General features: G+C 38.8%; 22 protein-coding genes and 4 pseudogenes. 12 read left to right on the top strand and 14 right to left on the bottom strand.

What is annotated here, in order from left to right; translation table 11 throughout:
• The first annotated feature begins 162 nt into the window (after positions 1–162).
• Positions 163–1,086, top strand: coding sequence for an LpxL/LpxP family Kdo(2)-lipid IV(A) lauroyl/palmitoleoyl acyltransferase (gene lpxL / locus ACLKL2_RS13205; protein ID WP_113820126.1), 924 nt, complete (start codon positions 163–165; stop codon positions 1,084–1,086).
• Between the two features lie 62 nt (positions 1,087–1,148).
• Here the strand turns inward: lpxL and glnE are convergent.
• Positions 1,149–3,999, bottom strand: a pseudogene (gene glnE / locus ACLKL2_RS13200) (bifunctional [glutamate--ammonia ligase]-adenylyl-L-tyrosine phosphorylase/[glutamate--ammonia-ligase] adenylyltransferase).
• 301 nt (positions 4,000–4,300) lie between these two features.
• Between glnE and ACLKL2_RS13195 the strand changes: the two are divergent.
• From ACLKL2_RS13195 to ACLKL2_RS13175, 5 genes and pseudogenes are all read left to right on the top strand, one after another.
• A complete protein-coding gene (locus ACLKL2_RS13195) occupies positions 4,301–4,714 on the top strand; it encodes a YjfI family protein (RefSeq protein WP_113820124.1) in 414 nt (137 codons plus the stop codon).
• Between the two features lie 13 nt (positions 4,715–4,727).
• A complete protein-coding gene (locus ACLKL2_RS13190) occupies positions 4,728–5,411 on the top strand; it encodes a PspA/IM30 family protein (RefSeq protein ID WP_113820123.1) in 684 nt (227 codons plus the stop codon).
• 107 nt (positions 5,412–5,518) lie between these two features.
• Positions 5,519–5,764 carry a hypothetical protein gene (locus ACLKL2_RS13185; protein ID WP_413692041.1) on the top strand — a complete coding sequence of 82 codons (246 nt, stop codon included), beginning with the start codon at positions 5,519–5,521 and terminating at the stop codon, positions 5,762–5,764.
• Positions 5,765–5,830: 66 nt separating this feature from the next.
• A complete protein-coding gene (locus tag ACLKL2_RS13180) occupies positions 5,831–6,166 on the top strand; it encodes a hypothetical protein (RefSeq protein WP_413692039.1) in 336 nt (111 codons plus the stop codon).
• 2 nt (positions 6,167–6,168) lie between these two features.
• Positions 6,169–6,514: pseudogene (locus ACLKL2_RS13175) on the top strand (hypothetical protein).
• Positions 6,515–6,807: 293 nt separating this feature from the next.
• Here the strand turns inward: ACLKL2_RS13175 and ACLKL2_RS13170 are convergent.
• The 4 genes from ACLKL2_RS13170 to ACLKL2_RS13155 all read right to left on the bottom strand — a co-directional run bounded on the left by ACLKL2_RS13170 (position 6,808) and on the right by ACLKL2_RS13155 (position 9,620).
• Positions 6,808–7,641 carry a methyl-accepting chemotaxis protein gene (locus ACLKL2_RS13170; protein ID WP_413692038.1) on the bottom strand — a complete coding sequence of 278 codons (834 nt, stop codon included), beginning with the start codon at positions 7,639–7,641 and terminating at the stop codon, positions 6,808–6,810.
• A 4-nt stretch (positions 7,642–7,645) separates the two neighbouring features.
• Entirely contained in the window at positions 7,646–7,951 is a 306-nt protein-coding gene (locus ACLKL2_RS13165; protein WP_413692036.1) for a hypothetical protein, read from the bottom strand.
• Positions 7,952–8,164: 213 nt separating this feature from the next.
• A complete protein-coding gene (locus ACLKL2_RS13160) occupies positions 8,165–8,431 on the bottom strand; it encodes a hypothetical protein (protein WP_413692034.1) in 267 nt (88 codons plus the stop codon).
• A gap of 94 nt (positions 8,432–8,525) precedes the next feature.
• Positions 8,526–9,620, bottom strand: coding sequence for a CYTH domain-containing protein (locus tag ACLKL2_RS13155; protein WP_413692032.1), 1,095 nt, complete (start codon positions 9,618–9,620; stop codon positions 8,526–8,528).
• 232 nt (positions 9,621–9,852) lie between these two features.
• Between ACLKL2_RS13155 and ACLKL2_RS13150 the strand changes: the two genes are divergently transcribed.
• The 3 genes from ACLKL2_RS13150 (at position 9,853) to ACLKL2_RS13140 (ending at position 12,527) form a co-directional block, all read left to right on the top strand.
• The gene (locus ACLKL2_RS13150) at positions 9,853–10,533 is read left to right on the top strand and encodes a TIGR00153 family protein (RefSeq protein ID WP_113820118.1); all 681 of its coding nucleotides are present in this window, start codon (positions 9,853–9,855) and stop codon (positions 10,531–10,533) included.
• 16 nt (positions 10,534–10,549) lie between these two features.
• Positions 10,550–11,815, top strand: a complete 1,266-nt coding sequence (locus tag ACLKL2_RS13145) for an inorganic phosphate transporter (protein ID WP_113820117.1) — start codon at positions 10,550–10,552, stop codon at positions 11,813–11,815.
• A gap of 109 nt (positions 11,816–11,924) precedes the next feature.
• Positions 11,925–12,527, top strand: a complete 603-nt coding sequence (locus ACLKL2_RS13140; RefSeq protein WP_258546920.1) for a TIGR04211 family SH3 domain-containing protein — start codon at positions 11,925–11,927, stop codon at positions 12,525–12,527.
• A gap of 57 nt (positions 12,528–12,584) precedes the next feature.
• Here the strand turns inward: ACLKL2_RS13140 and ACLKL2_RS13135 are convergent, their stop codons facing one another.
• Together ACLKL2_RS13135 and ACLKL2_RS13130 are read right to left on the bottom strand one after the other, a co-directional pair.
• On the bottom strand, positions 12,585–13,418 hold the full coding sequence (locus ACLKL2_RS13135) for a general secretion pathway protein GspB (protein WP_413692030.1): 834 nt from the start codon (positions 13,416–13,418) through the stop codon (positions 12,585–12,587).
• Between the two features lie 7 nt (positions 13,419–13,425).
• On the bottom strand, positions 13,426–15,054 hold the full coding sequence (locus tag ACLKL2_RS13130; RefSeq protein ID WP_413692028.1) for an ExeA family protein: 1,629 nt from the start codon (positions 15,052–15,054) through the stop codon (positions 13,426–13,428).
• Positions 15,055–15,258: 204 nt separating this feature from the next.
• Between ACLKL2_RS13130 and ACLKL2_RS13125 the strand changes: the two genes are divergently transcribed.
• Positions 15,259–16,494: a multifunctional CCA addition/repair protein gene (locus tag ACLKL2_RS13125; protein WP_413692027.1), complete on the top strand. Its 1,236-nt coding sequence runs from the start codon at positions 15,259–15,261 to the stop codon at positions 16,492–16,494.
• Positions 16,495–16,547: 53 nt separating this feature from the next.
• On the opposite strand, the pseudogene ACLKL2_RS13120 reads toward ACLKL2_RS13125, so the two are convergent.
• The 3 genes and pseudogenes from ACLKL2_RS13120 to folB form a co-directional block, all read right to left on the bottom strand.
• Positions 16,548–17,346 (bottom strand): annotated as a pseudogene (locus ACLKL2_RS13120) (undecaprenyl-diphosphate phosphatase).
• A 15-nt stretch (positions 17,347–17,361) separates the two neighbouring features.
• Positions 17,362–17,868, bottom strand: coding sequence for a 2-amino-4-hydroxy-6-hydroxymethyldihydropteridine diphosphokinase (gene folK, locus ACLKL2_RS13115; RefSeq protein WP_413692025.1), 507 nt, complete (start codon positions 17,866–17,868; stop codon positions 17,362–17,364).
• Positions 17,868–18,221, bottom strand: coding sequence for a dihydroneopterin aldolase (folB, locus tag ACLKL2_RS13110; RefSeq protein ID WP_113820111.1), 354 nt, complete (start codon positions 18,219–18,221; stop codon positions 17,868–17,870). Before folB ends, folK begins: the two co-directional genes overlap by 1 nt.
• A 171-nt stretch (positions 18,222–18,392) precedes the next feature.
• Between folB and plsY the strand changes: the two genes are divergently transcribed.
• Positions 18,393–18,989, top strand: coding sequence for a glycerol-3-phosphate 1-O-acyltransferase PlsY (gene plsY, locus ACLKL2_RS13105; protein WP_413692024.1), 597 nt, complete (start codon positions 18,393–18,395; stop codon positions 18,987–18,989).
• Between the two features lie 117 nt (positions 18,990–19,106).
• Positions 19,107–19,517, top strand: a complete 411-nt coding sequence (gene gloA / locus ACLKL2_RS13100; protein ID WP_113820109.1) for a lactoylglutathione lyase — start codon at positions 19,107–19,109, stop codon at positions 19,515–19,517.
• A 243-nt stretch (positions 19,518–19,760) separates the two neighbouring features.
• Here gloA and trpS read toward each other — a convergent pair.
• From trpS to rpe, 4 genes and pseudogenes are all read right to left on the bottom strand, one after another.
• A pseudogene (gene trpS, locus ACLKL2_RS13095) lies at positions 19,761–20,761 on the bottom strand (tryptophan--tRNA ligase).
• 21 nt (positions 20,762–20,782) lie between these two features.
• A complete protein-coding gene (locus ACLKL2_RS13090; protein WP_413692022.1) occupies positions 20,783–21,220 on the bottom strand; it encodes an HAD-IA family hydrolase in 438 nt (145 codons plus the stop codon).
• Positions 21,221–21,224: 4 nt separating this feature from the next.
• A complete protein-coding gene (locus ACLKL2_RS13085) occupies positions 21,225–21,455 on the bottom strand; it encodes a hypothetical protein (protein WP_413692020.1) in 231 nt (76 codons plus the stop codon).
• An 11-nt stretch (positions 21,456–21,466) separates the two neighbouring features.
• Positions 21,467–22,138, bottom strand: a complete 672-nt coding sequence (gene rpe / locus ACLKL2_RS13080) for a ribulose-phosphate 3-epimerase (RefSeq protein WP_413692018.1) — start codon at positions 22,136–22,138, stop codon at positions 21,467–21,469.
• Positions 22,139–22,164 lie beyond the last annotated feature (26 nt).

The following is a 22,164-nucleotide window of genomic DNA, read 5'->3' as shown; positions in this document are numbered from 1 at the left end:
AAATAAAATCAAAAGTAAAAACGCTTTGCTCTCAACATTTTAAACCTAAATAATTAAAATAAAATGGGGTATATACTAACGTACTTAAAATTTTCTGCTACCAAATAGTCATTTGGAGTAATAATCGGTAGAATAAACCCTCCTGAAAATAGAGAGTAATTTATGGAAGCATACACTTTAAAACCGAGTTTTTTTCACCCTCGATATTGGTTATCTTGGGTAGGCATTTCAGCTTTATTTTTATCTTCATTACTCCCTTATTCTACCCTGCTTAAATTAGGCAAGTTTTTAGGTCGTATAGCAATTCCATTTGCGAAACAGCGTTTCCATACTGCACGTCGTAATCTTGAACTCTGTTTTCCAGATCTAAGCGAAGAAGAGATTGATGCGAAGGTGAAAGCCAATTTTGAAAATACGGGTATCGCTTTATTTGAAATGGGCATGGCATGGTTTTGGCCGACTTGGCGAGTGCGCGGCCTGATAAGCGTACGTGGATTAGATAATCTTGAACATGCAATGCGACAAGATCAAGGAGTTATCTTTTTAGGCGCGCATTTTTTAACCTTAGAAATGGGAGCCCGAGCATTAGGGTTGGTACATCCATGTTATCCAGTTTATAGAAAAAACAGTAATCAAGTATTAGATTATTGGTTTTATCGAGGTCGAAGTCGTGAACATAAAGCGATGTTAGATCGTAAAGACTTCAAAGCCATGTTACGCGTATTAAAAACGGGTCAATCATTATGGTACGCACCCGATCATGACTATGGAAGACATAAAAGTAGTGTCTTTGCGCCGTTCTTTAATGTAGAAAAAGCCAATACGGTTTCAGGTACCAGTACTTTAGCTCGTGTCAAAAATAGCGTGGTCATTCCTTTATTTTTAAAGCGCTTACCAGGGGCTGAAGGCTACGAGCTTATCTTTAACCCGCCACTTGTGGACTTCCCAAGTAATGATGTGATTGTCGATACCACTCGTACCAATCAAGAAATTGAAAAAATGGTAAAAGAGTGTGATGATCAATACATGTGGTTACACCGTCGATTTAAAACCCGCCCTGAAGGTGAAGCCTCGTTTTATAAGTAGCTAGTCACCTAAAGCTAACCAACACAGTTAGCTTTAGGTTCAATCAACATACTTTATTATTGCTAATTAAAAAGCTGTTTCCAAATACCCACTACCCATTCTCTTTCTTCAACAAATTGGTCTACTACCGTAACACGAGCCTCTTTCCCTAACGTTAATCGGTGAGCGGTATCACGTATATGGCAATAGGCATCACTCAATTGTGTCGCTTGCTTTTCGGTTAACAACTCCGCTTCTCGACAAGCATTAAAAATACGTAAATTATCCGACCATTTTGTAAGTAATTCAGGATATTGGTGTGCATATGCTAAGATGAGATACTGCGCAATAAACTCAATGTCAACCATACCTCCTGGCGACTGTTTCAAGTCAAACTGTCCAGCTGTTGCTCTATTTAAATGATCACGCATTTTATTGCGCATTGCTGTTACAGCGTTACTCAATTTCTCTCTATCACGCTTCTGACTTAAGACTTGGCAACGAATCGCATTAAACTCGGCTAACATCTCTTGATCAATAAAAACAGGTCGAGTACGTACTAAGGCTTGATGCTCCCACGTCCATGCTTCTTCCAATAAATATCGTTTAAATCCCCTAACCCTGCTACTAATGGGCCAGCATTACCTGAAGGACGCAAACGCATGTCAATTTCATACAATATTCCTGAATTAGTGCGCGAGCTAAACAAGTGGATAATACGCTGCGCTAAACGGAAGTAGAATAAGCGGTTATCAATAGGACGACGACCATTAGTCTCACCAGCGATATGTGTATCATGTAAAAACACGACATCAAGATCGGATCCGTAACCTAACTCAAGCCCACCCATTTTTCCGTAAGCTATGACAGCAAAACCTTTACGATCAGTACCTTCAACATTACTTGGAAAGCCAAATTTATCAGTAATTTGTGCCCAAGCGATCTGCACGACATAGTCCAATATTGCTTCGCTTAATGCAGTCAGGTGATCACTAACCTGTGGTAATTTAATGCCCTTGGCAATATCTGCAGTGGCAATATGTAAAAACTGCATCTGTTTAAACTGGCGCAGCGCTTCCATCTGTTGTTCCATATCCTCACCTGGAATACGCAACATAAACTGCTGTAATTCACTGCGATAGCTATCTAACGCTGTGGGATGATATAGCTCTCGCCAGTCTAATAATTCATCTAATAAAATGGGATGACGAGCCAATTGTTCAGAGACACGATAACTTTCAGAGCATAGTTTTAATAATTGCTTTAATGCCCCTTCATTCTCATTTAATAACTCTAAATAAGCAGTTCGACGCATGATATTAATCAGTAGATGATGGATGCGTTCAAACAACTGGTCAGGCTGAGGATACTCACATATTAAAGAGATAATTCGCGGTAATAGTTTATCAATCGTCTCTTGCCCTCTTGGCCCAATCGGACGACGACTCATATCTTGCTTAAGTGACACAATCATCTTAGCAAAAGCCTGTACCTGCTCGGTTGTCACTTGCTGTTCAATGATGTTTTCAGCTAATAAAGACACCATCTCCTGACTATCCAGATCTAATTGCCATACCTCAACAAAGGCTTGTTCAGCTTGATGTTGTTGTTCGTCCGCTTCACCCACCACCCAATTAAACTCATGGTTAACCTTTGCCATCACTTCCGTTAAGTGAGTGTAAAAGCTGTCCCAATCAGAAAAATCAAGTACCTTGATTAAACGAAGTTTATCCAGCGCATTATCAGGCAATGTTTGGGTTTGTTGATCGGCTATTTCCTGAAGTACATTTTCCACCACACGTAGGAATCGATAGGACTTCAATAAACAATCGACACGTTGCTGTGGCAAGATGTCTAAGTCAGCAATTACCTGTAAAGCTTGCTCTAAGCCTTTACACTGTAATTCGATATTTCTACCGCCATGGATCAATTGAAAGGCTTGTACCACGAACTCAATTTCGCGAATCCCTCCTTTTCCTAGTTTAATATTGTCTTTTAAGCCCTTTCTACGCACTTCGGCACTGATCATTGCTTTCATTTTTCGTAAAGAATCAATGGCACTGAAATCGATATAACGCCTAAACACAAAAGGACGTAACATCGCTATTAACGCGGTTTTATCTGCGCCTTCTTTACCCAATACTCGCGCCTTAACCATGGCATAACGTTCCCACTCCCGACCATGAGTTTGATAATAATCTTCCAAAGAATTAAAACTAGAGACTAAAGGTCCTGACTCCCCAAAAGGACGTAAACGCATATCCACACGGTACACAAAACCATCCACAGTGATTTGATGTAATGCGGCAATTAAACGCTGACCCAATTTGGTGAAGAAGACCGGATTCTCAATCTCTCTGCGCCCACCTTGAGTATGTCCTTTTTCTGGGTAAGCAAAAATAAGATCAATATCAGAGGAGAAGTTAAGCTCTTGCCCACCTAACTTACCCATTGCAAAGATATATAAATGTTGTTGCTCACCAGACTCACCAATCGGTGTTCCTTGCTCTTTGCACTGTAATGTATATAACCAATCTGCACTTTGTTGTATCAGTTGGTCAGCTAAAAGGAGGTCTGCTGTAAGCTTTCTTGCAGTGTGCTTATGTTTAACAATTCACGCCAAGCAATGACCAACATATGTTTACGTCTAAATAAGCGTAATACCTGATGTAACTCAGTTTCTGATTGCACCTTGGCTAATTGCGCTTGCAATTCCGCTTCTATCACTACTTTTCTATCTTCAGTGATTAATAATTCACTGTTAAATAGTGTTTCGAGTAGGCTAGGTTGCTTTATTAATGATTCAGCCACAAAATCACTTAACCCACATAGTTCAGTGAGTTGTTGTTTTTGTTGTGCAGTTAAAAAAGACAGGTCAAGACGTTCACTTAATTGTTGCAGGTGCTTGTTCGCAGTTTCTATTAATAAAGACATAAAGTACCTAAAAGAAAGGTTTAATGAGCAATTAATATTAACTTAACAGTTGTTTTGAAACCGATCAGTAGTTTTCAACATTTAATCATTGAAAACTAATTTAAACACCGCATTATTATAATGTTGGTCACAGAGCGGACTTATTAATAATCATTATGCACAATCAACACTTTGTTCATTATCGCAGCAGGTTGGGCAATCAATCTGTATAAATAAAAATATAAATCCATTGACATATAATGACAAGACTACTAAATTAACAGTCACAAGACATTTAATGTCACAAAGGTTAAGGAACACGATGAATATTCATACTATTGCTACCCATTTAAATAAGTTAGCAGACGATACCGAAACGGGCTTTAATTTTGACTGTACACCGATCAATGGTGAAATAGATGTATTACAGGTAGAAATCATTGGCCGTGAAGAGATCCCTATTTTTGTTTCTATTAGTGATAACCAAATCTTATGTATCGCCTACTTATGGGGTGAAGATGAGATTAAAACTGAACTGAAAGCGAATATGATGGAAGCGATGTTAGAAATGAACATTCCAATGCCATTATCCGCTTTTGCTAAAGTCGAGAACAAATATGTTGTTTTTGGCGCGCTATCTATCAACTCAAGCCTAGAAGATATAGAGCTTGAATTAGTGACTTTAAGCGATAATAGCCTTGAAGTGATTAGTGAAATGGATAGTTACTTACAATAATTCGGAGTGAACAATGAGCATATTTAAAAAGATTATTACAGCAGTACGTGGTGGCGCAACTGAAGCCGGTGAAGCAATTGTTGACGCTAACGCAACACGTATTTTTGAACAAGAGATCCGTGACTCTGAAAAGCATATTACTATCGCGAAGCGTGACTTAACTGAAGTCATGGCAAAACAGATGCAAGCAGCACGCGAGTTAGCTCAACTACAAGCTAGCATTAAAGAACACGAAGGTTATGCGATGCAAGCGCTTAACCAAGGTAATGAAGCGTTAGCCATTGAAGTGGCTGAAAAAATTGCTGAACTAGAAAGCAGCGCAGCTGACCAACAACAAGCAAATGAAAGCTTCTTAAGCAGTGCTGACCGTTTGAAAGAGCTGATCAAGAAAAGTGAACGTCAATTAACTGAATATAAACGCCAGTTAACCATGGTAAAGACCACTGAAAGCGTACAAAAAGCAACATCAGCGATTACTGACAACTTTTCGGCAAGTAACTCTAAACTATTGAATGCTAAAGATTCATTAGAGCGTATTAAGAAAAAACAAGCAATGTTTGATGATAAGCTAAAAGCTGCAGAGCAATTAGATGCAGAAACACCAGAGCAAACATTAAAAAGCAAACTACAAGATGCCGGCATTGGCGCACAGCAAACGAGTGCTCAATCAGTGTTGGATCGTTTAAAGAAAAAATAAGGGCTTAGTAGTTTAACCCTTTCTAAAACACGACCAGCACTTGCTCGTCGTGTTTTTTGCCATATAAAATAGTATATTGTACTAATCTTGCTTGTTTAAGGAGCACCATGAGCTTTCTATCTTCACTATTTAAAAAGAAACCCGCAGCACCTACTCGTGTTCTTAATCAGCCTAAGCAATTGTTACAAGGTGATATATTTTGTTTTGGCGATAGCTTTGCTTTACCTGAAGCGATGCGTAAGCAGCAATTACAAGTTACCGATATCACTACTGTAGAATTTCAACACCAGCACTATGTACAATTAACTAGCCAAGGTGCAGGTGAAAAAGCTGGTTTACTTAAGCTTTCCTAAAAATCCAAAAATTTAATAAAATGCAGTTTATTATTAAGCCGCGCCGAGGTTGAAGCTTTATTTGATTTGGATGCGTTTGCTGAGATTTTCGAGGCACCAGGTAAAGCAAGATTAATTCCACTAACAGAGCAGCATAATTATGGTGATATGTTAGCGACAGAGTACATTCAGCAAGATTTTGAAACTTCAGGTTATATCCATCAAGCTGATTACCGAGATACAAAACCACCACAGTTTACCGATCAAGACCATGGTAGAGAGTTTCAATACTTTTCACTTGAAGGTAATAAAGAGTTACGTTCAATCGATATTTTCATTTTTGAGAATGGTGATACTGACGTTTATTTATCTAGTTTTAGACCTGCTATTGATATTGCAGAATTATGGATCAAAGGAGAGTAAGGATGCCTAACGGTGAATTACCTAAAAAATGGCAGCAATCAGCAAAAGTAGTTAAAGCAGTACAAATTGCCTTTGATATGGATAGCAAACTTCAATATAGCATTCGCCGCAGTGCATTAGATGAGGGAATTAGCCCTTCAGAAAAGATCCGTGATTCTACTTGAGCTCCCCACCCATAAAAAACCAAAGCGCCCACGTTTAACCGTAAGCTTAAGCGCCGAGGATTATACTCAATTAGGTTTGCGTTATAATATTCCTGCTGAAAATCAATTAGATATAAAGAAATGTGTGGTAGAAGAGTTAACTCAGTTTGCCTCTGGTAGTGAATACTTTGAGCAAGCCGAATAATAAATAAATTTATTCACCCCTATTATAAGTAGCTGATTAGTTTAAAAGTAACTTCACCATAAATATGCTTATACCAATTGTATTAAATAACTGATCTAAATTTTGCGCCGGAAAAATGGCTTAGTTTGAGGCGTAAGTTGATGTAAATGGTTGTTCCCTATACGAAACTTACAACGAAAAAATAAGTTGTTTTAACAAGTAAAATAGATCAGTTACTTACTATGATTGGTATTATAAATGCGCTCAGTTAAACTAAAAGCAAGCACGCTATTATTGTGCTTGCCTACCATCCTCTATTTTTTCACTAACAACACAGTGTAACCTAAGATTTCATCGGTCATTTCTGTTACTTCCTGTAACACAACAACTGAACCTTCTACTATCTCTTTAACCTGTGCCAAGTTGGTATTAATGTCATCCGCTACAGTCGCTTGCTCTTTTGCCGCCGATGCAATTTGATAGTTTAAGTCTGAAATATGGCTAACTTTACCCACAATGTCAGATAACTTGATACCCGCTTTCGTCACTTCAGTCACACCTACCTCAGCCTCTTTCACACTACTGTCCATTAAGCCTACTGCTTGTTGTGCACTTTGTTGTAAAAGCTCAATCATAGATTGAATCTCCACCGTAGCATCCTGTGTGCGCTTCGCTAAGTTACGCACTTCATCAGCGACTACAGCAAAACCTCGACCCGCTTCACCAGCACGTGCAGCTTCAATTGCTGCATTTAACGCAAGTAGGTTAGTTTGATCAGAGATACTGCGAATGGTATCCACCACACTACCTATACTTTCTACTTTAGTTTCAACGTTATTCACCGCAATCGCTGAATCATCAATATTACGAGAAAGTGAGTTAATTGATGCAATGGTAGCATCCACAGCTTGTCGTCCCTCTTCGGCTACGCTTGATGCTTCTAAAGTAGAAGCAGATGCACTTTCAGCATTGTCTTCCACTTCACGCACCGCTGCGGTCATCTGGTTCATCGCAGTGGCTAAGGATTCAATCTGCTCAAACTCTTCAGCAATGGAATCATTAATCATCTCCATACAAGAGCCAAATTGCTCTGTTACTTCATGTAACTTGCCTAAGGTGCTGGCATCCGATCCACTCTGTTGATTCAACTGTTCAGCTTGACGATGCGCAAAAGTAAAGTTGTGAAAAGTTACCTTTTAACTGTTCAGGTTGTGCTGATTCAGGATCTTTAAGGTAACTCTGTAAGACCAATAATTGCTTCTGTTGACAGTAGTCCTGCCACATAACAAACAAACTTAATAGAAATAACAAAATAAAAGCTGGAGGTAGGCTAAATAAGAAGAGTTGATTGAGTATCAGTGTAACTACTGAGCCTAATACAAAGAAAATAATCCCTTTACTGAGGGCAGATGTATTAACGAGTTGTTTTTCTAGGCCGTTTAAATGTGTTTTATCCATAAATCCGCTCAAGTTAAGGTGAATAATAACGCGTATATTATTTAAAGATGCGCGTTATAAAATAAAGGAAGATAACCATAAATAAGTTATCGACCTTTAGATTCAAAACATTAGCGTAATTTAGCGAATAAATTATCCAATTATGAGTAAACATTAATAGGTTGTGATCCATTCACTATTATTTTACTCATTTTCTCCTATTTCAAAGTAAGTTTAATGTTCAGGCTCTAACCAATACATATCATTCGCAACAGCGTATTGCTTGGATTGCTCAATGGCACTTAATAACGAGTATTGCTTACGTTTAACCCATTTAAAGTATTCATTTCTTACTTCGTTATCTTCCTCTTCTAGCGCTTGATCATAAATAGCATCTAACATCGATAACTCTTGCATCCCTTGGTAGATATCTAACCATGGATAGCAATACTCAACACTACGTTGCGCATCAAATAGATTACCTAAACTAAATCCTGTCATTAAGTTAGCCGCTAACAAACCTTGGTGCTGTAATAGGTTTTCTATGGTTAGGATCGGCTCAGCAGATAACTCAGCTTTTAATTTAGACCAGGCTTCAGTTAAGGCGTGATCTCGAAAAAGCTAATAAAGAGGTTGAGTTTGCCTCTTTCTGGGCTGTTTTCTCTAATTTAATTAACCACTCAGTTAACCCTAATACAAAATGGCAGTAGCGCGAACTGTGCAACATATTGAAGATATCCTCTTCACTTGGTAACGCTTGCTCTGCTAATCGCAATTTCTTTTGTAATTGTTTTAACTTAGGTAACTTACGAATGTAATAGGCTTTATTCTCTAAAAGTTTTTGGAATACTAAACGTTCATCCACCCATGAGAAGCTTCGCGCTAACCATTGTAAATCTTCAACCCAGCTATACCCTTTGAATGAAGTGCCTGCTTCACGAAATAGGTGAATGTTCTGATGCAAAAACATAATACTTTTCTGCAGCTCCACTAAAGCATTAAAATCGCCCTCTTCTAAATAGCAGTTTTCATGGTATTGCAGATGTTTTAAACCATGTTGAAAGTTAACGGATAATGCTTCCTTAACATCCATTTCAGGCTGCAGAGCAGAAAAGTCGATAGGTTTTACCGCAAAGCGAGCACCTTCATTCAACATGTAGCCTCGTTGCGCCTTACTCACATTACCTAAACGCACCTGTGGTAGTGAAGCAATGTCTTTACCTAAGACAAATAACTGTGCTTCATCGCCTTTGACTAATTCCAGCTCAATTTCACAAATATCTGCCTCTTCTTGAGCCGCTGTTATTTTGCCGCAATCGTACGCTACTTCAATTAAAGTGCCGTCTTCCATCTCCAATAACCAGTGTAAACGCCTAAAATCTGTACTAAAAAGTGGCGATAATTGTGTCTGTAATTGCTCAATATCACAATTATCAGGCCAAATTTTCTTATTAAACAACCCAAGTTGTGGATCTAAACCATCTATCGGTTCATTATATTCAGGTCGCTGATGCAAACCGCCAATAACACGACCAGATGTTTTAATGGTTTGTGTACACTGGCCATCGATACGTCTTACTCTTAATCCCATATCCATTGTTCTAAGCGCACGAGTAGGCGTTTCAAAATACACGTTATAGAGCATCTGATTTTTATGGGAGATTACCGTGTATTGACTAATTTTATGCAATAGTTCATCGGCAAAGTGTGCATTGAAAAAACTTAATTTCTATTTCTGTTTCCATAATGTTTACCGAAATTACCCTTATTTTGATGGTTTGGATCATTTTAAATCTTAAAATTTACTGAATAATACTAAATTCATGTTCTATTGTGTGCAAAAGAAAGTTAACATGCGCCGCTTAATAGATGTCAATAGAACTAGAAAGTGGCAATAATGCCATAAAACTCGAAGGTGAATCATGCCAGTTAATTCGATATTTGGAGTGTTTGCAAAATCTCCAATTAAACCAATCCAATTACACATGGACAAAGTCGCAGTATGTAGCGAATTATTGTTACCGTTCTTTGAAGCATGCTCAAATAATGATTGGGTAAAAGCGGACCAAGTACGCAAACAAATATCTCAGTATGAACGAGAAGCAGATGAGCTTAAACGTGAATTACGTTTAACTCTACCAAAAGGCTTGTTTATGCCGATTGACCGAGCTGATTTAATTGAGCTCGTTAATCGCCAAGATAAAATTGCTAATACAGCCAAAGATATCGCAGGACGCGTATACGGACGCCAACTACAAATACCTCATGAAATATTCGTTGATTTCATGGCGTATATACAACGTAGTTTAGATGCGATCCAACAAGCAAGAAATGCGATTAATGAATTAGATGAACTACTTGAAACAGGCTTTAAAGGCCGTGAAGTAGACATCGTCACTAAGATGATTGAAGTACTTGAAACGATTGAAGATGATACCGATTCATTACAAATCAAACTTCGCCGCAATTTGTTAGCCATTGAAGATAACTACAAACCAGTAGATGTAATGTTTTTGTATAAAATTTTAGAGTGGGTAGGTGGTTTAGCCGATCACTCTGAACTGATCGGAACTCAGCTAGAACTGATTCTAGTAAGATCGTAGCGTTAAGGACTAAATCATGGATATTTTAAACACATACGGCAGCATGCTAGTTTTGCTTGCTGGCACAGTCGGCTTTTTGATGGCTTGGGGTATAGGTGCAAATGACGTAGCGAACGCTATGGGCACCTCAGTAGGATCAAAAGCACTAACGATTAAACAAGCGATCATCATCGCAATGATTTTTGAGTTCTCTGGTGCTTACTTAGCAGGTGGAGAAGTAACTTCAACTATTCGTAAGGGCATTATCGACGCCGCTTACTTTATCGACCAACCTGAACTACTGGTTTATGGTATGACCGCAGCATTATTAGCCGCTGGTTTATGGTTAATTATTGCATCATTCTACGGCTGGCCTGTATCAACAACTCACTCAATTGTTGGTGCGATTGTTGGTTTCTCTGCTGTTGGTGTGGGTGTTGATAGTGTTACCTGGAGTAAAGTGATTGGTATAGTAGGTAGTTGGATTATTACCCCGCTTATCTCCGGTATTATTGCTTACTTGATCTTTATGAGCTCTCAAAAGTTAATATTTAATACCAAAGACCCGATCACCAATGCTAAACGTTACGTACCTTTGTACATGTTTTTAGCTGGTTTTGTATTGTCATTAGTGACCATTACTAAAGGCCTTAAACATATCGGTTTACACTTCTCTACAACTGAAGCAGTGACCTTAGCAGTGCTGATCGGTATTGTTGTGGCGGTGATTGGTAAGTTCTTTATTAACCGAGTGAAGATTGATCCTAAAGCAGATAAAGAGATGCATTTTGCTAATGTAGAAAAAATATTTGCCGTATTAATGATAGTAACTGCTTGTGCAATGGCATTTGCACATGGTTCAAATGACGTAGCAAATGCAATCGGTCCACTAGCTGCCGTGGTTAATATTGTTGAACATAACGGTGAAATCACTGCTAAAGCACAACTAGCTTGGTGGATTTTACCACTAGGTGGTATCGGTATCGTGCTAGGCCTCGCTATTTTTGGTAAGCGTGTGATGGCAACAATCGGTAATGGTATTACTCATTTAACACCAAGCCGTGGTTTTGCCGCTGAATTAGCCGCTGCATCAACGGTAGTTATTGCTTCAGGTACTGGCTTACCTATTTCTACAACACAAACATTAGTTGGTGCTGTATTAGGTGTCGGTATGGCACGTGGTATTGCAGCCCTTAATTTAGGGGTAGTACGTAACATTGTTATCTCTTGGGTGGTAACACTGCCTATTGGAGCTGGATTGTCGATCGTATTCTTCTACCTATTAAAAAGTATTTTTTCTTAGAAATTAATACTTCTAAACGAAAAAGAGAGCTTAGGCTCTCTTTTTGCTTTTACTGAGCCGCAATTGCTTTTAGAATGATTGCTCAATTTATTTGTTAAAGGTTTTTCTTTTGAAATTATTCAAACTATTTTTGCTGTGTTTACTGTTTCCAGCCAGCAGCTTTGCGGCAACGCAATACGTCAGTGATGAACTTTCTATCTACATGCATTCTGGCCCAAGTTTACAATATCGTATTATTGGTACGATTGAAGTAGGTACAGAGGTAAATACATTACAATATAACGAGAAAACAAAGTTTTCACAGGTAAGAACCTCTACAGGTCGTGTGGGTTGGGTTAAAGCATCAGAGATCCAAACTGAACAACCTGCAAAATCTTTATTACCTGCACTACAGAAAAAATATCAAGAGAGCCAAGATAAACTTAATACTATCAACAGTGAAAATGAAGCTGCCAATGCTGAGCAAACACAAGCGATCATCGATAAAGATAGCTTAATTGCACAGTTAGACAGTGAAAAACGCGCATTACGTGACACTATTGCTGATTTAAAAGAGCGCAATATGGAGCTTGATTTACTGCAAGACACCAAAGATGAACGCGTTAAGATGGAATGGTTAATGTACGGAGGCAGTGTATTGTTCTTTGGTATGTTAGTCGGTTTGATTATCCCATTTTTACCACGTCGTAAAAAACGTACCGATAACTGGTAAAAATAGTTTATCCTTCATAAAAAACGCACTTAGGTGCGTTTTTTATTGGTTATATGATCATCCATTCCAATCCTGTAATGATTCTAAGGTAAAGCTCTGACCACCTAAACGAAATACACTTTGTTGCGCTAATATATCCACCAGCTCGATATCCCCAAGCACATCACCTATACGCATATCAACGCCATTAATACGAATCCAACTATCTGCTTCATTGGTTGAATAAACATGAGAGTCATAGCGCATATTAGGCACTTTACGTTGAAAGCTGCTTGGCATTTCACGAATATCTGAGGCAACAACTTGTTGTGGTTGCGCTTGAATGGACTTATCACTTAATACCCCGTTTTTCTCTTCCTCAACGGCTAGTGCAAAACGCTGTTTAAGTGACTCAGGCACACTGTCTAAATCTATATCTGATAAGAGTTCTTCCTGTTGCTGCTTTTCATTGATTGCATCTAATTTATCTTGAGCTGTTACACCTGTTTCAGCAATCTGCTCAGGTAAATCAGAAGCTTGCTCTGAAGTCACAGCCACAGGGTCAACGCTGTCCCAGGAAGGTGCTGGTGCTTGTCTAATAGGTAGTGGAATTGTTTTAAACTGCACTTCACTAACTCGGCTCACTGGCTCTGCGATTGGCAGAGTGTCGATTACCTCTTGCTGCTGAACTTCAACGACTGGTGCCAGCTGTGTTTTAATGGCAAGTACAGGCTCTTTAGTTACTTGAGGAGCAGGTCGTAATAATAAGAAAATAACCACTCCTAACAATATCGCAATCAATAGCAATACAGATACCATCATCACTTTCCAACCACTACTCGCAACCGGCACTGTAGGTGGCATGGCTTGCTGTGATTGGCTCTTTTCTAATGCTTTTAAAATGGTCGACATAATGCCTCTATAATAATGATGGAATTTTAGGATCTAATTGCTGTGCTAATAGCATTAAGGTTTGTTGCCCAGCAATGCCATCTGCCACTAGTCTATTATCTTCCTGAAATGCTGTCACTTGCTCTTTTAACTCCCAATCAAAACGGTCTTTTTGTGTCTCTGGTAAACCATACAAACGATTAAGCTGCGCGGTCAGCCACAATACCCTGCCACTTTTTTCGCCGAACTTTAATGGTTTATCAATAGCAAAAGGCGGTTGCCACAATAATGTAAACTCACCACTCCAGTATTCATCCAGCCACTCTTGATCTACTGTGATTTGTTGGCTACCAATTAATAATTCAAATTGATCTTCAACACGGTATAACACCGCATAAACAATATCTTCATCGGAGGCTAACTCAATGACTGCAGGGTAGTTAAGCGTGGTTAACTTCTGTAAAGAGGTATTGCTTGAAAAACACAATAGCGATCCTCTACTAGCTTGTTCACAATTTGCTTTCCCCGATGCCACTTGATAACCCCATACTGCAAATAATGTCTGCACCGCAGTATCATACTCGCCTTGAGATAGATCTAACGTTGGGTAGTTATCGAACCAAGATAATTGATTATTAATAGATGTCGGTGGTAATACAGGCGGTGTGATAGCAACGGGTTGTTGTGTAGGCTCAGCAACTTCAGGAATAACATTTAGGTGCATTTCGCTGACGGTTTCCAACGCTTGCTCAGGTTGCATTAAATGATGCCAAATCTTTGGTGCTTGATAAGCAGTAATCGCAACTAAAATCACTAAAAATAAAACGCGCCATAGATACTTAAAGAGGTTATTACCCGTATCATGATCCAGACTTAAGTCGATCTCTTTCACTGCTAAATCAACCATACTTGCGTTCACTTTGGGTGAATTTTGACTAAACGCACACAATAAACTCCGATCACATATCAAGTTAATTAAACGCGGAATACCTCGACTATATTTGAAAATACGCTTCAGCAATTTAGTCTCAAAGATAGGATAACTAGCTCCTGCAACATTCAGGCGATGTTGAATATAATACTCTGTTTCCTGCAAGGTGAGTGGTAACAAATGATAACGTGCTGTGATACGCTGAGCTAGCTGACGTAATTGATTTTCTTTTAGTTTTTGTTGTAACTCTGTTTGCCCAATTAAGATAACCTGCAACGGTTTTTTATTATCTGATTCAATATTAGTTAATAGCCGTAATTGTTCTAATACTGCGAAACTTAAATGTTGTGCTTCATCGATTAAAACAATAGCACTGCGCCCTTTTTCTAGATTATGTAACATCCAACCACTGATCGCATCGAATAAGCTTTTTAAGCTCGTGCGTTGCTGGTCATAATCAATTTTAAACTGATCACAAATTGTCGCTAATAACTCCACTTCAGTTTGTGCAGGATTCAGTACAAAAGCGATATCCGTTTGCGCTGACATATCTTGTAATAACGCACGACACACAGTGGTTTTTCCTGTTCCTACCTCACCTGTCAGCAACACAAAACCACCATTACCCTGCAGCCCATACATCAAGTGTGCGAGAGCTTCCTTATGGCGATCACTTAAAAACAGAAAATCAGGATCAGGGGAAATAGAGAAGGGTTGCTCTTTCAAAGAAAAAATTCTTGATACATTTTAAACCTTACGCTCAATGTGGATCCGCATTCAAAAGAACCGAAATAAATAGCCAATTAATCCTATGTTAACATCATATTAAAACATATATCCGTGACAATCATTAGTTATAGGATACACAAGCTTCAGCATCTTCCGATAGTTTGGTTATAATGAGTATATTGATGATTAAGGGGATAAGTAATGCAGGTGTTTTTAGTCGGTGGCGCAGTAAGAGATAAATTATTAGGTATCGAAGTTAAAGATCATGACTTTGTTGTCACTAACAGCACGCCTGAAAAAATGTTAGCACAAGGATTTACCCAAGTTGGTAAAGACTTCCCTGTATTTTTACACCCTTCAACAAATGAAGAATACGCCCTAGCCCGTACTGAACGTAAACAAGGTTCAGGCTACACAGGTTTTACTTGTTATGCAGGTGAAGATGTTACCCTAGAAGATGATTTAGCACGTCGTGACCTGACCATTAACGCCATTGCACAAAGTAAGGAGCAACAGTTAATTGACCCCTATGGTGGCCAGCAAGATTTGGCTAATAAAGTATTACGCCATATTAGCCCTGCTTTTAGCGAAGATCCGCTACGTGTATTACGTGTTGCTCGTTTCGCTGCGCGCTTTGCAAAACTAGGCTTTTATATTGCCCCTGAAACCTTACAGTTAATGACAGAGATTGCTGCCAGTGGTGAATTACAGAGTTTAACTCCAGAACGAGTCTGGGTAGAAACAGAGAAAGCTCTGCGTACCGATAGCCCACAAGTGTACTTTCAAGCATTAAGAGATTGTGGTGCATTAGCCGCGCTATTTCCTGAAATCGACAACTTATATGGCGTGCCAGCACCAAAACGTTGGCATCCAGAAATTGATACCGGCATTCATACGTTAATGGTGGTAGAACAAGCTTGTTTACTCTCTGATTCCGTTGCCTTTCGCTTTGCCTGTTTAGTGCATGACTTAGGTAAAGCACTAACCCCTCAAAGTGAATGGCCTAGTCATAAAGGGCATGGAATGAAAGGCTTAGCAGTGATTAAAAAATTCTGTAAACGCTTAAAAGTACCCAATGAATGTCGAGATTTAGCGCTATTAGTGAGCGAGCATCATACTAATATCCACAGTGCTTTCGAGTTACGCGCAAGTACTTTGGTAGGCATTATGGATAAGTGTGATGCATGGCGAAAACCACAGCGTTTCCAACAAATGTTGCAATGTTGCGTTGCTGACTCTAAAGGCAGAACCGGCTTTGAGTTATTACCTTACCCAACAGCGGACTATACGTGGAAAGCATTTCAGCATGCTTTAACTGCTGATATTCAAGCGATCATTAAACAAGGTTTTCAAGGTGTAGAGATCAGAAATAAGCTACAACAGCAAAGAATTGACCTTGTACAAGAGTTTAAAGATAACAATCCTAAACCAAACTAACTTCTACGCCTATTAAGAACAAAGCAAAGGACCCGAAGATCCTTTGCTTTGTATTAACTTAATACGTAAAACAACGCAGCCCCTAATATCAAACGATAGATAACAAAAGGCAACATGCCAATTTTATTCAATAGTATTAAGAAGACGTGAATACATAAAATCGCACTAATAAAAGAGACACCAGCGCCCAATGCTAACGAAGTCCAGTCTACATATTCATCGGATAAGATAAATTTAAGTAAATCATAACCCGACGCCATAGAGATGATTGGCACCGACATCAAGAATGAGAATCGCGCTGCCGCATTACGCGTTAACCCTAGCATTAAACCTGCTGTAATAGTGATACCTGAACGAGAGGTACCCGGAATTAAAGCTAATGCCTGTGCACAACCTAAAAAGATAGCGCCTTTTAATCCTGTTTGATATTCGGTTTTAACTCTGTACCGCTTTGGCATCTGCCCACCACAGTAGCAAACCAAACAATACCGTAGTCGTTGCTACTACGTAACCACTACGTAGATATAACTCAATATAATCTTTCCCCAAAAAACCGATTAACGCGGCTGGAATAGTCGCCCAAATAATCCACCAGGCAAGTTTGCTATCTTGAGTGGTTTGCTTATGTTTAATGGAATTGAACCACGCCAATGACATATTGCGTAAATCTTTATGGAAGTAGATAACCACGGCGGCCAAGGTACCGATGTTTAACACTAGGTCAAAAGCCAGACCTTGGTCTTGCCATCCTAGTAACACTGAAGGTAACAGTAAGTGTGCAGAACTCGAAATAGGTAAAAACTCAGTTAAACCTTGTATTAAGGCTAGAACAATAACTTCTAAAAAACTCATATTTATCTCATTTGGTTAAGATGATGATTGGGATTTGGCGATAACAGGTGAATCCACCTTCCATAACTTCTGTTTATAAGCTGGGTATTGTGCCCATAAAGTATGGTAACTAAGCTGTAAAACAGGATGTAATAATCTAGGTGCTAATTCTGCCAACGGTTTTAATACAAATGCATTCAAAGTGATTTCCGCACGAGGGAGATCAAGACTATTATCAATCACATCATCGTATAATAGTAGGTCCAGATCTAATGTTCGTGGTGCAAATTTAACCGCTTTTAATGGTCTACCTAACTGTATTTCAATCGCTTTTAGCTGTTTTATCACTTCTTCGATAGGTAAATCACTGGTTAGTTCCACTACTAGATTATAGAAATGACCACCTTCGAATCCAACCGCTTCACTTTCATAAACATTAGAGAGGTTGAGTTCACCAAAGGTTTGTTGTAATGCTTGTACGCCCAAACGAATATTTTCACGTCGATTAATACTTGAACCAACACCAATGAAAATATGCGCCATTACTTTTCACCACGCTCAATTTGTACACCTAAGCTCTGTGCTTTAGGTAATGCACCAGGTTTATGTAATGTTAATTTAATCCAAGGCACTGCAAACTCTTGCATGATCAAAGCAGCAACTCGTTCTGCCATTGTCTCTAATAGTTCGAATTGGTTTTGTTGAGCAAATTGGTTAACACGCTCTGACACACTGAAATAGTTTAATGCGAGATTAATATCGTCATTCGCAGCTGCTGGTTTATTATCGTGGGCCATTTCTAAATCAAAGTAGAGCTTTTGTTGTACGCCCTTTTCCCAATCATAAACACCGATTGTACTGATCACTTCTAGCTGTTTTATAAAAACAATATCCATATTTGTATCCCATCATTGTATTTGTTTTTTGATACTACTACGCTTTTTTTATTGCACTTAGCGAGTAGACTCAGACGTTAACCTGAAAATTATCATTGGCGGCTACATTGTTTCTTGGTAGGCAACATATAATTGACTCGCATTTTACCTTAATAGGATGAAATAAGTACCATGATTATACTGGCAACACTTATTTTTAGTCTCTTGGCCTATTTTCTTGGCGCAGTTAACGGTGCGATTTTATTGTGCAAGTACAAAGGTTGGCCTGACCCGCGAAGTCATGGTTCAAAGAACCCAGGTGCAACCAATATGCTACGTATGCATCATGCGCAAGCGGCTAGCTTGGTACTTATCTTTGATCTGTTAAAAGGTACAATTCCTGTTTATCTTGCTTACTTCCTTGGTATCCCCCCGTTTGCCATTGGCTTTATTGGCATAGCGACCTGTTTAGGACATATTTTCCCACCTTACTTTAATTTTCAAGGCGGGAAAGCAGTAGCCACTGGCTTAGGAACATTGTTACCCTTAGGTATGGATATGACAGGTTTAGTGGTGATCACCTGGTTATTAACTGTGGCGATTAGTGGTTATGCCTCTTTAGCTGCGATAGTCACTGCGATTGCCTCACCGGTTTATGTACACTTCATCAAACCAGAATTTACCTTACCCGTGTTGATGTTATCCTGTTTAATTATCTTGCGGCATATCAGTAATATTCGTCGTTTACTGACAGGTAAAGAGAAAAAGATAGTTAACTGGAAGCAATAATCAACAGTAAGATTAGCCTGTCATTAAGTGCATTTATGATAGGATCTCATTCATCGAAGACAACCGAGAAATTGGCTACTTGATCGGTATTATTTATTTTAATTAAAGGACAGACTTATGCGTTTATTACACACTATGTTACGTGTTACCAACTTAGAAAAATCGATCGATTTTTACCAAAATGTGTTGGATATGAAGCTATTACGTCAATCGGAAAATACTGAATATAAATATACCTTAGCTTTTTTAGGCTATGGTGATGAAGTTGATACAACAGTGATCGAATTAACTTATAACTGGGGTACTGACAGTTACGATATGGGTAATGCCTACGGACATATTGCTATCGAAACCGATGATATTTACCAAACCTGTGAAAAAATCAAAAGCTTAGGCGGTATTATTACTCGTGAGCCAGGTCCTGTAAAAGGCGGGTCAACGGTGATCGCTTTTGTTAAAGACCCTGATGGTTACATGATTGAGTTAATTAACAAAAAAGATGCAGGTAAAGGTTTAGGCGAAGGTTAATACCAATCATAGTAAGTAACTGATCTATTTTACTTGTTAAAACAACTTATTTTTTCGTTGTAAGTTTCGTATAGGGAACAACCATTTACATCAACTTACGCCTCAAACTAAGCCATTTTTCCGGCGCAAAATTTAGATCAGTTATTTAATACAATTGGTATAAGACGTAAACCGATTACTAGAAAAAGGGCTGATAACATCACATGTTATCAGCCCTTTTTGTTAGCTCTATTTATCTGAAAACTATTTAGGTAAAAAACCGATACGGTCATAAACCTTAGCTAGGGTTTCAGCTGCACGCTCACGAGCTTTTTCAGCGCCTACTCGGGCCATAGCTTGTAATGCTTGCTCATCTGCACGCAACTCTTTAAAGCGAGCTTGAATTGGCTCTAATAGCGTAACAACAGCATCGGCAGTATCTGATTTCAAATGACCATACATTTTATCTTCATATTCAGGATCAAACTCTCAATTGAACGGTTTGTTGAACATGACAATAAAGTCAGTAAGTTAGATACACCTGGTTTTTCAACAGTATCAAAGTAGATACGTGCTTGTTCATCAGAGTCTGTCGCAGCGCTTTTAATTTTCTTGGCTATTTTTTTCGGATCTTCTAATAAAGCAATGAAGTTCTTTTCATTGTCATCAGACTTAGACATCTTCTTAGTTGGCTCTTGTAAACTCATGATACGCGCGCCGTGCTCTGGAATAGCAGGCTCAGGTACAACAAAAGTTTCCCCGTAAGCATTGTTAAAACGTGTTGCGATATCACGAGCTAACTCAAGGTGTTGCTTTTGGTCACTACCAACAGGCACATGTTTTGGACCATATAATAAGATATCAGCCGCCATTAATACTGGATAGCTAAATAAGCCGGCATTGATATTAGTGACATTTTTTTGCGACTTATCTTTAAACTGTGTCATGCGGTTTAGTTCACCCATTTGCGTATGACAGTTTAAAATCCAAGATAACTCCGCATGCTCAGGTACTTGTGACTGAATAAACATGGTGCTTTTTTGTGGGTCAATGCCTACTGCTTGATACATTGCTAAACCATCATAGATGGCATTACGTAATGCTTTAGGATCTTGGCGAACCGTAATTGCATGTAGGTCAACTAAACAGAACAAACAATCGTTGTCTTCTTGCATCGCTACCCATTGGCGTAATGCGCCCATGTAGTTACCAATTGTTAAGCCACCTGATGGCTGACATCCACTTAATACAACGGGTTTAGTCATTTTTACTTTCCTTCATTGCACTTATAGCAATGTTAATAATTCATCGAAATGATTAATAATATAATCTGGATTAATCTGTTTGATCGGCTCACCAAAGTTATAACCGTAAGTTAGTGCAATGGTTGTTACCTTGGCATTCTGCCCAGCCAAAATGTCATTACGCGAATCACCTACCATCACGGATTGTGCAGCATTGACTTTAAAATGCTCACAAGCAAACTCAACCTGCATAGGGTCTGGTTTGTTACGCGCTAACGTATCTCCCCCTAGTAATAGATCGAAACAGCGATCAATACCAAAATAGGCGAGTAATTCAGGTAAGAATTTTTCAGCTTTATTAGTAATTAATGCAATTTTATAGCCTTTATCCTGTAGCTTAAATAAAGTGCTTTTGACCGCAGGGTATAAACCCGACTCGGTATTTAAAAATTGCTGGTAGTAACCTTCAAAGAGGCTCACCGCATCAGCTAATGTTTGCTCTTGAGCTAGGAGAACCGTTTACATGAAGTAAACAACGTTCAACCATTTTAGCAATACCATCACCAACCCATGTTTTAACGACTAGGTCATTAACATGTGGTAAAGATAATTCGTCCAACATGGCATTTAATGATAAACGTAAGTCAGGAACGCTATTAACCAGGGTTCCATCAAGATCAAAACAGAGTAATTTAATATCAGTAAGTTGAGACATAATTAGCTGCTTTATTTTACTTCCGCTAACTGTTCACGCATCTCATCAATCACTGCTTTATAGTCAGGTTGATTGAAGATAGCAGAACCTGCAACAAACATATCCGCGCCGGCTTCAGCGATCTCTTTGATGTTATCTGTTTTAACACCACCGTCTACTTCTAAACGGATATCACGACCACTTTCATCAATTAACTTACGAACTGCGCGTAGTTTTTCTAGTGTATGAGGAATAAATGATTGACCACCAAAACCAGGGTTAACAGACATTAATAGTACCACGTCTAGTTTATCCATTACATGTGTTAACTCTTCTAACGAAGTCGCAGGATTTAATACTAAACCTGCCTTACAACCGTAAGATTTAATCAGTTGTAATGAACGATCCACATGTTTTGATGCTTCAGGATGGAAAGTGATAATAGAAGCGCCCGCTTCTGCAAACTGAACAATCATGCTATCTACTGGTTCAACCATTAGGTGAACATCAATCGGTGCAGTAATACCGTAATCACGTAGTGCTTTACACACCATTGGACCAATTGTTAGGTTAGGTACGTAATGGTTATCCATTACATCAAAATGCACCACATCAGCGCCATCAGCTAATACTTTTTTAACATCATCACCCAAACGAGCAAAGTCTGCAGAAAGGATTGAAGGTGCAATTAAATAGTCTGTCATAATGGTCTGTTCCTAAATAGAAATAA

This window comes from Psychromonas sp. KJ10-2 (assembly GCF_047323255.1).
Classification (GTDB): Bacteria; Pseudomonadota; Gammaproteobacteria; order Enterobacterales; family Psychromonadaceae; genus Psychromonas.
The sequence above is the reverse complement of the archived record's forward strand: the minus strand, read 5'-3'. Positions and strand labels throughout refer to the sequence as shown.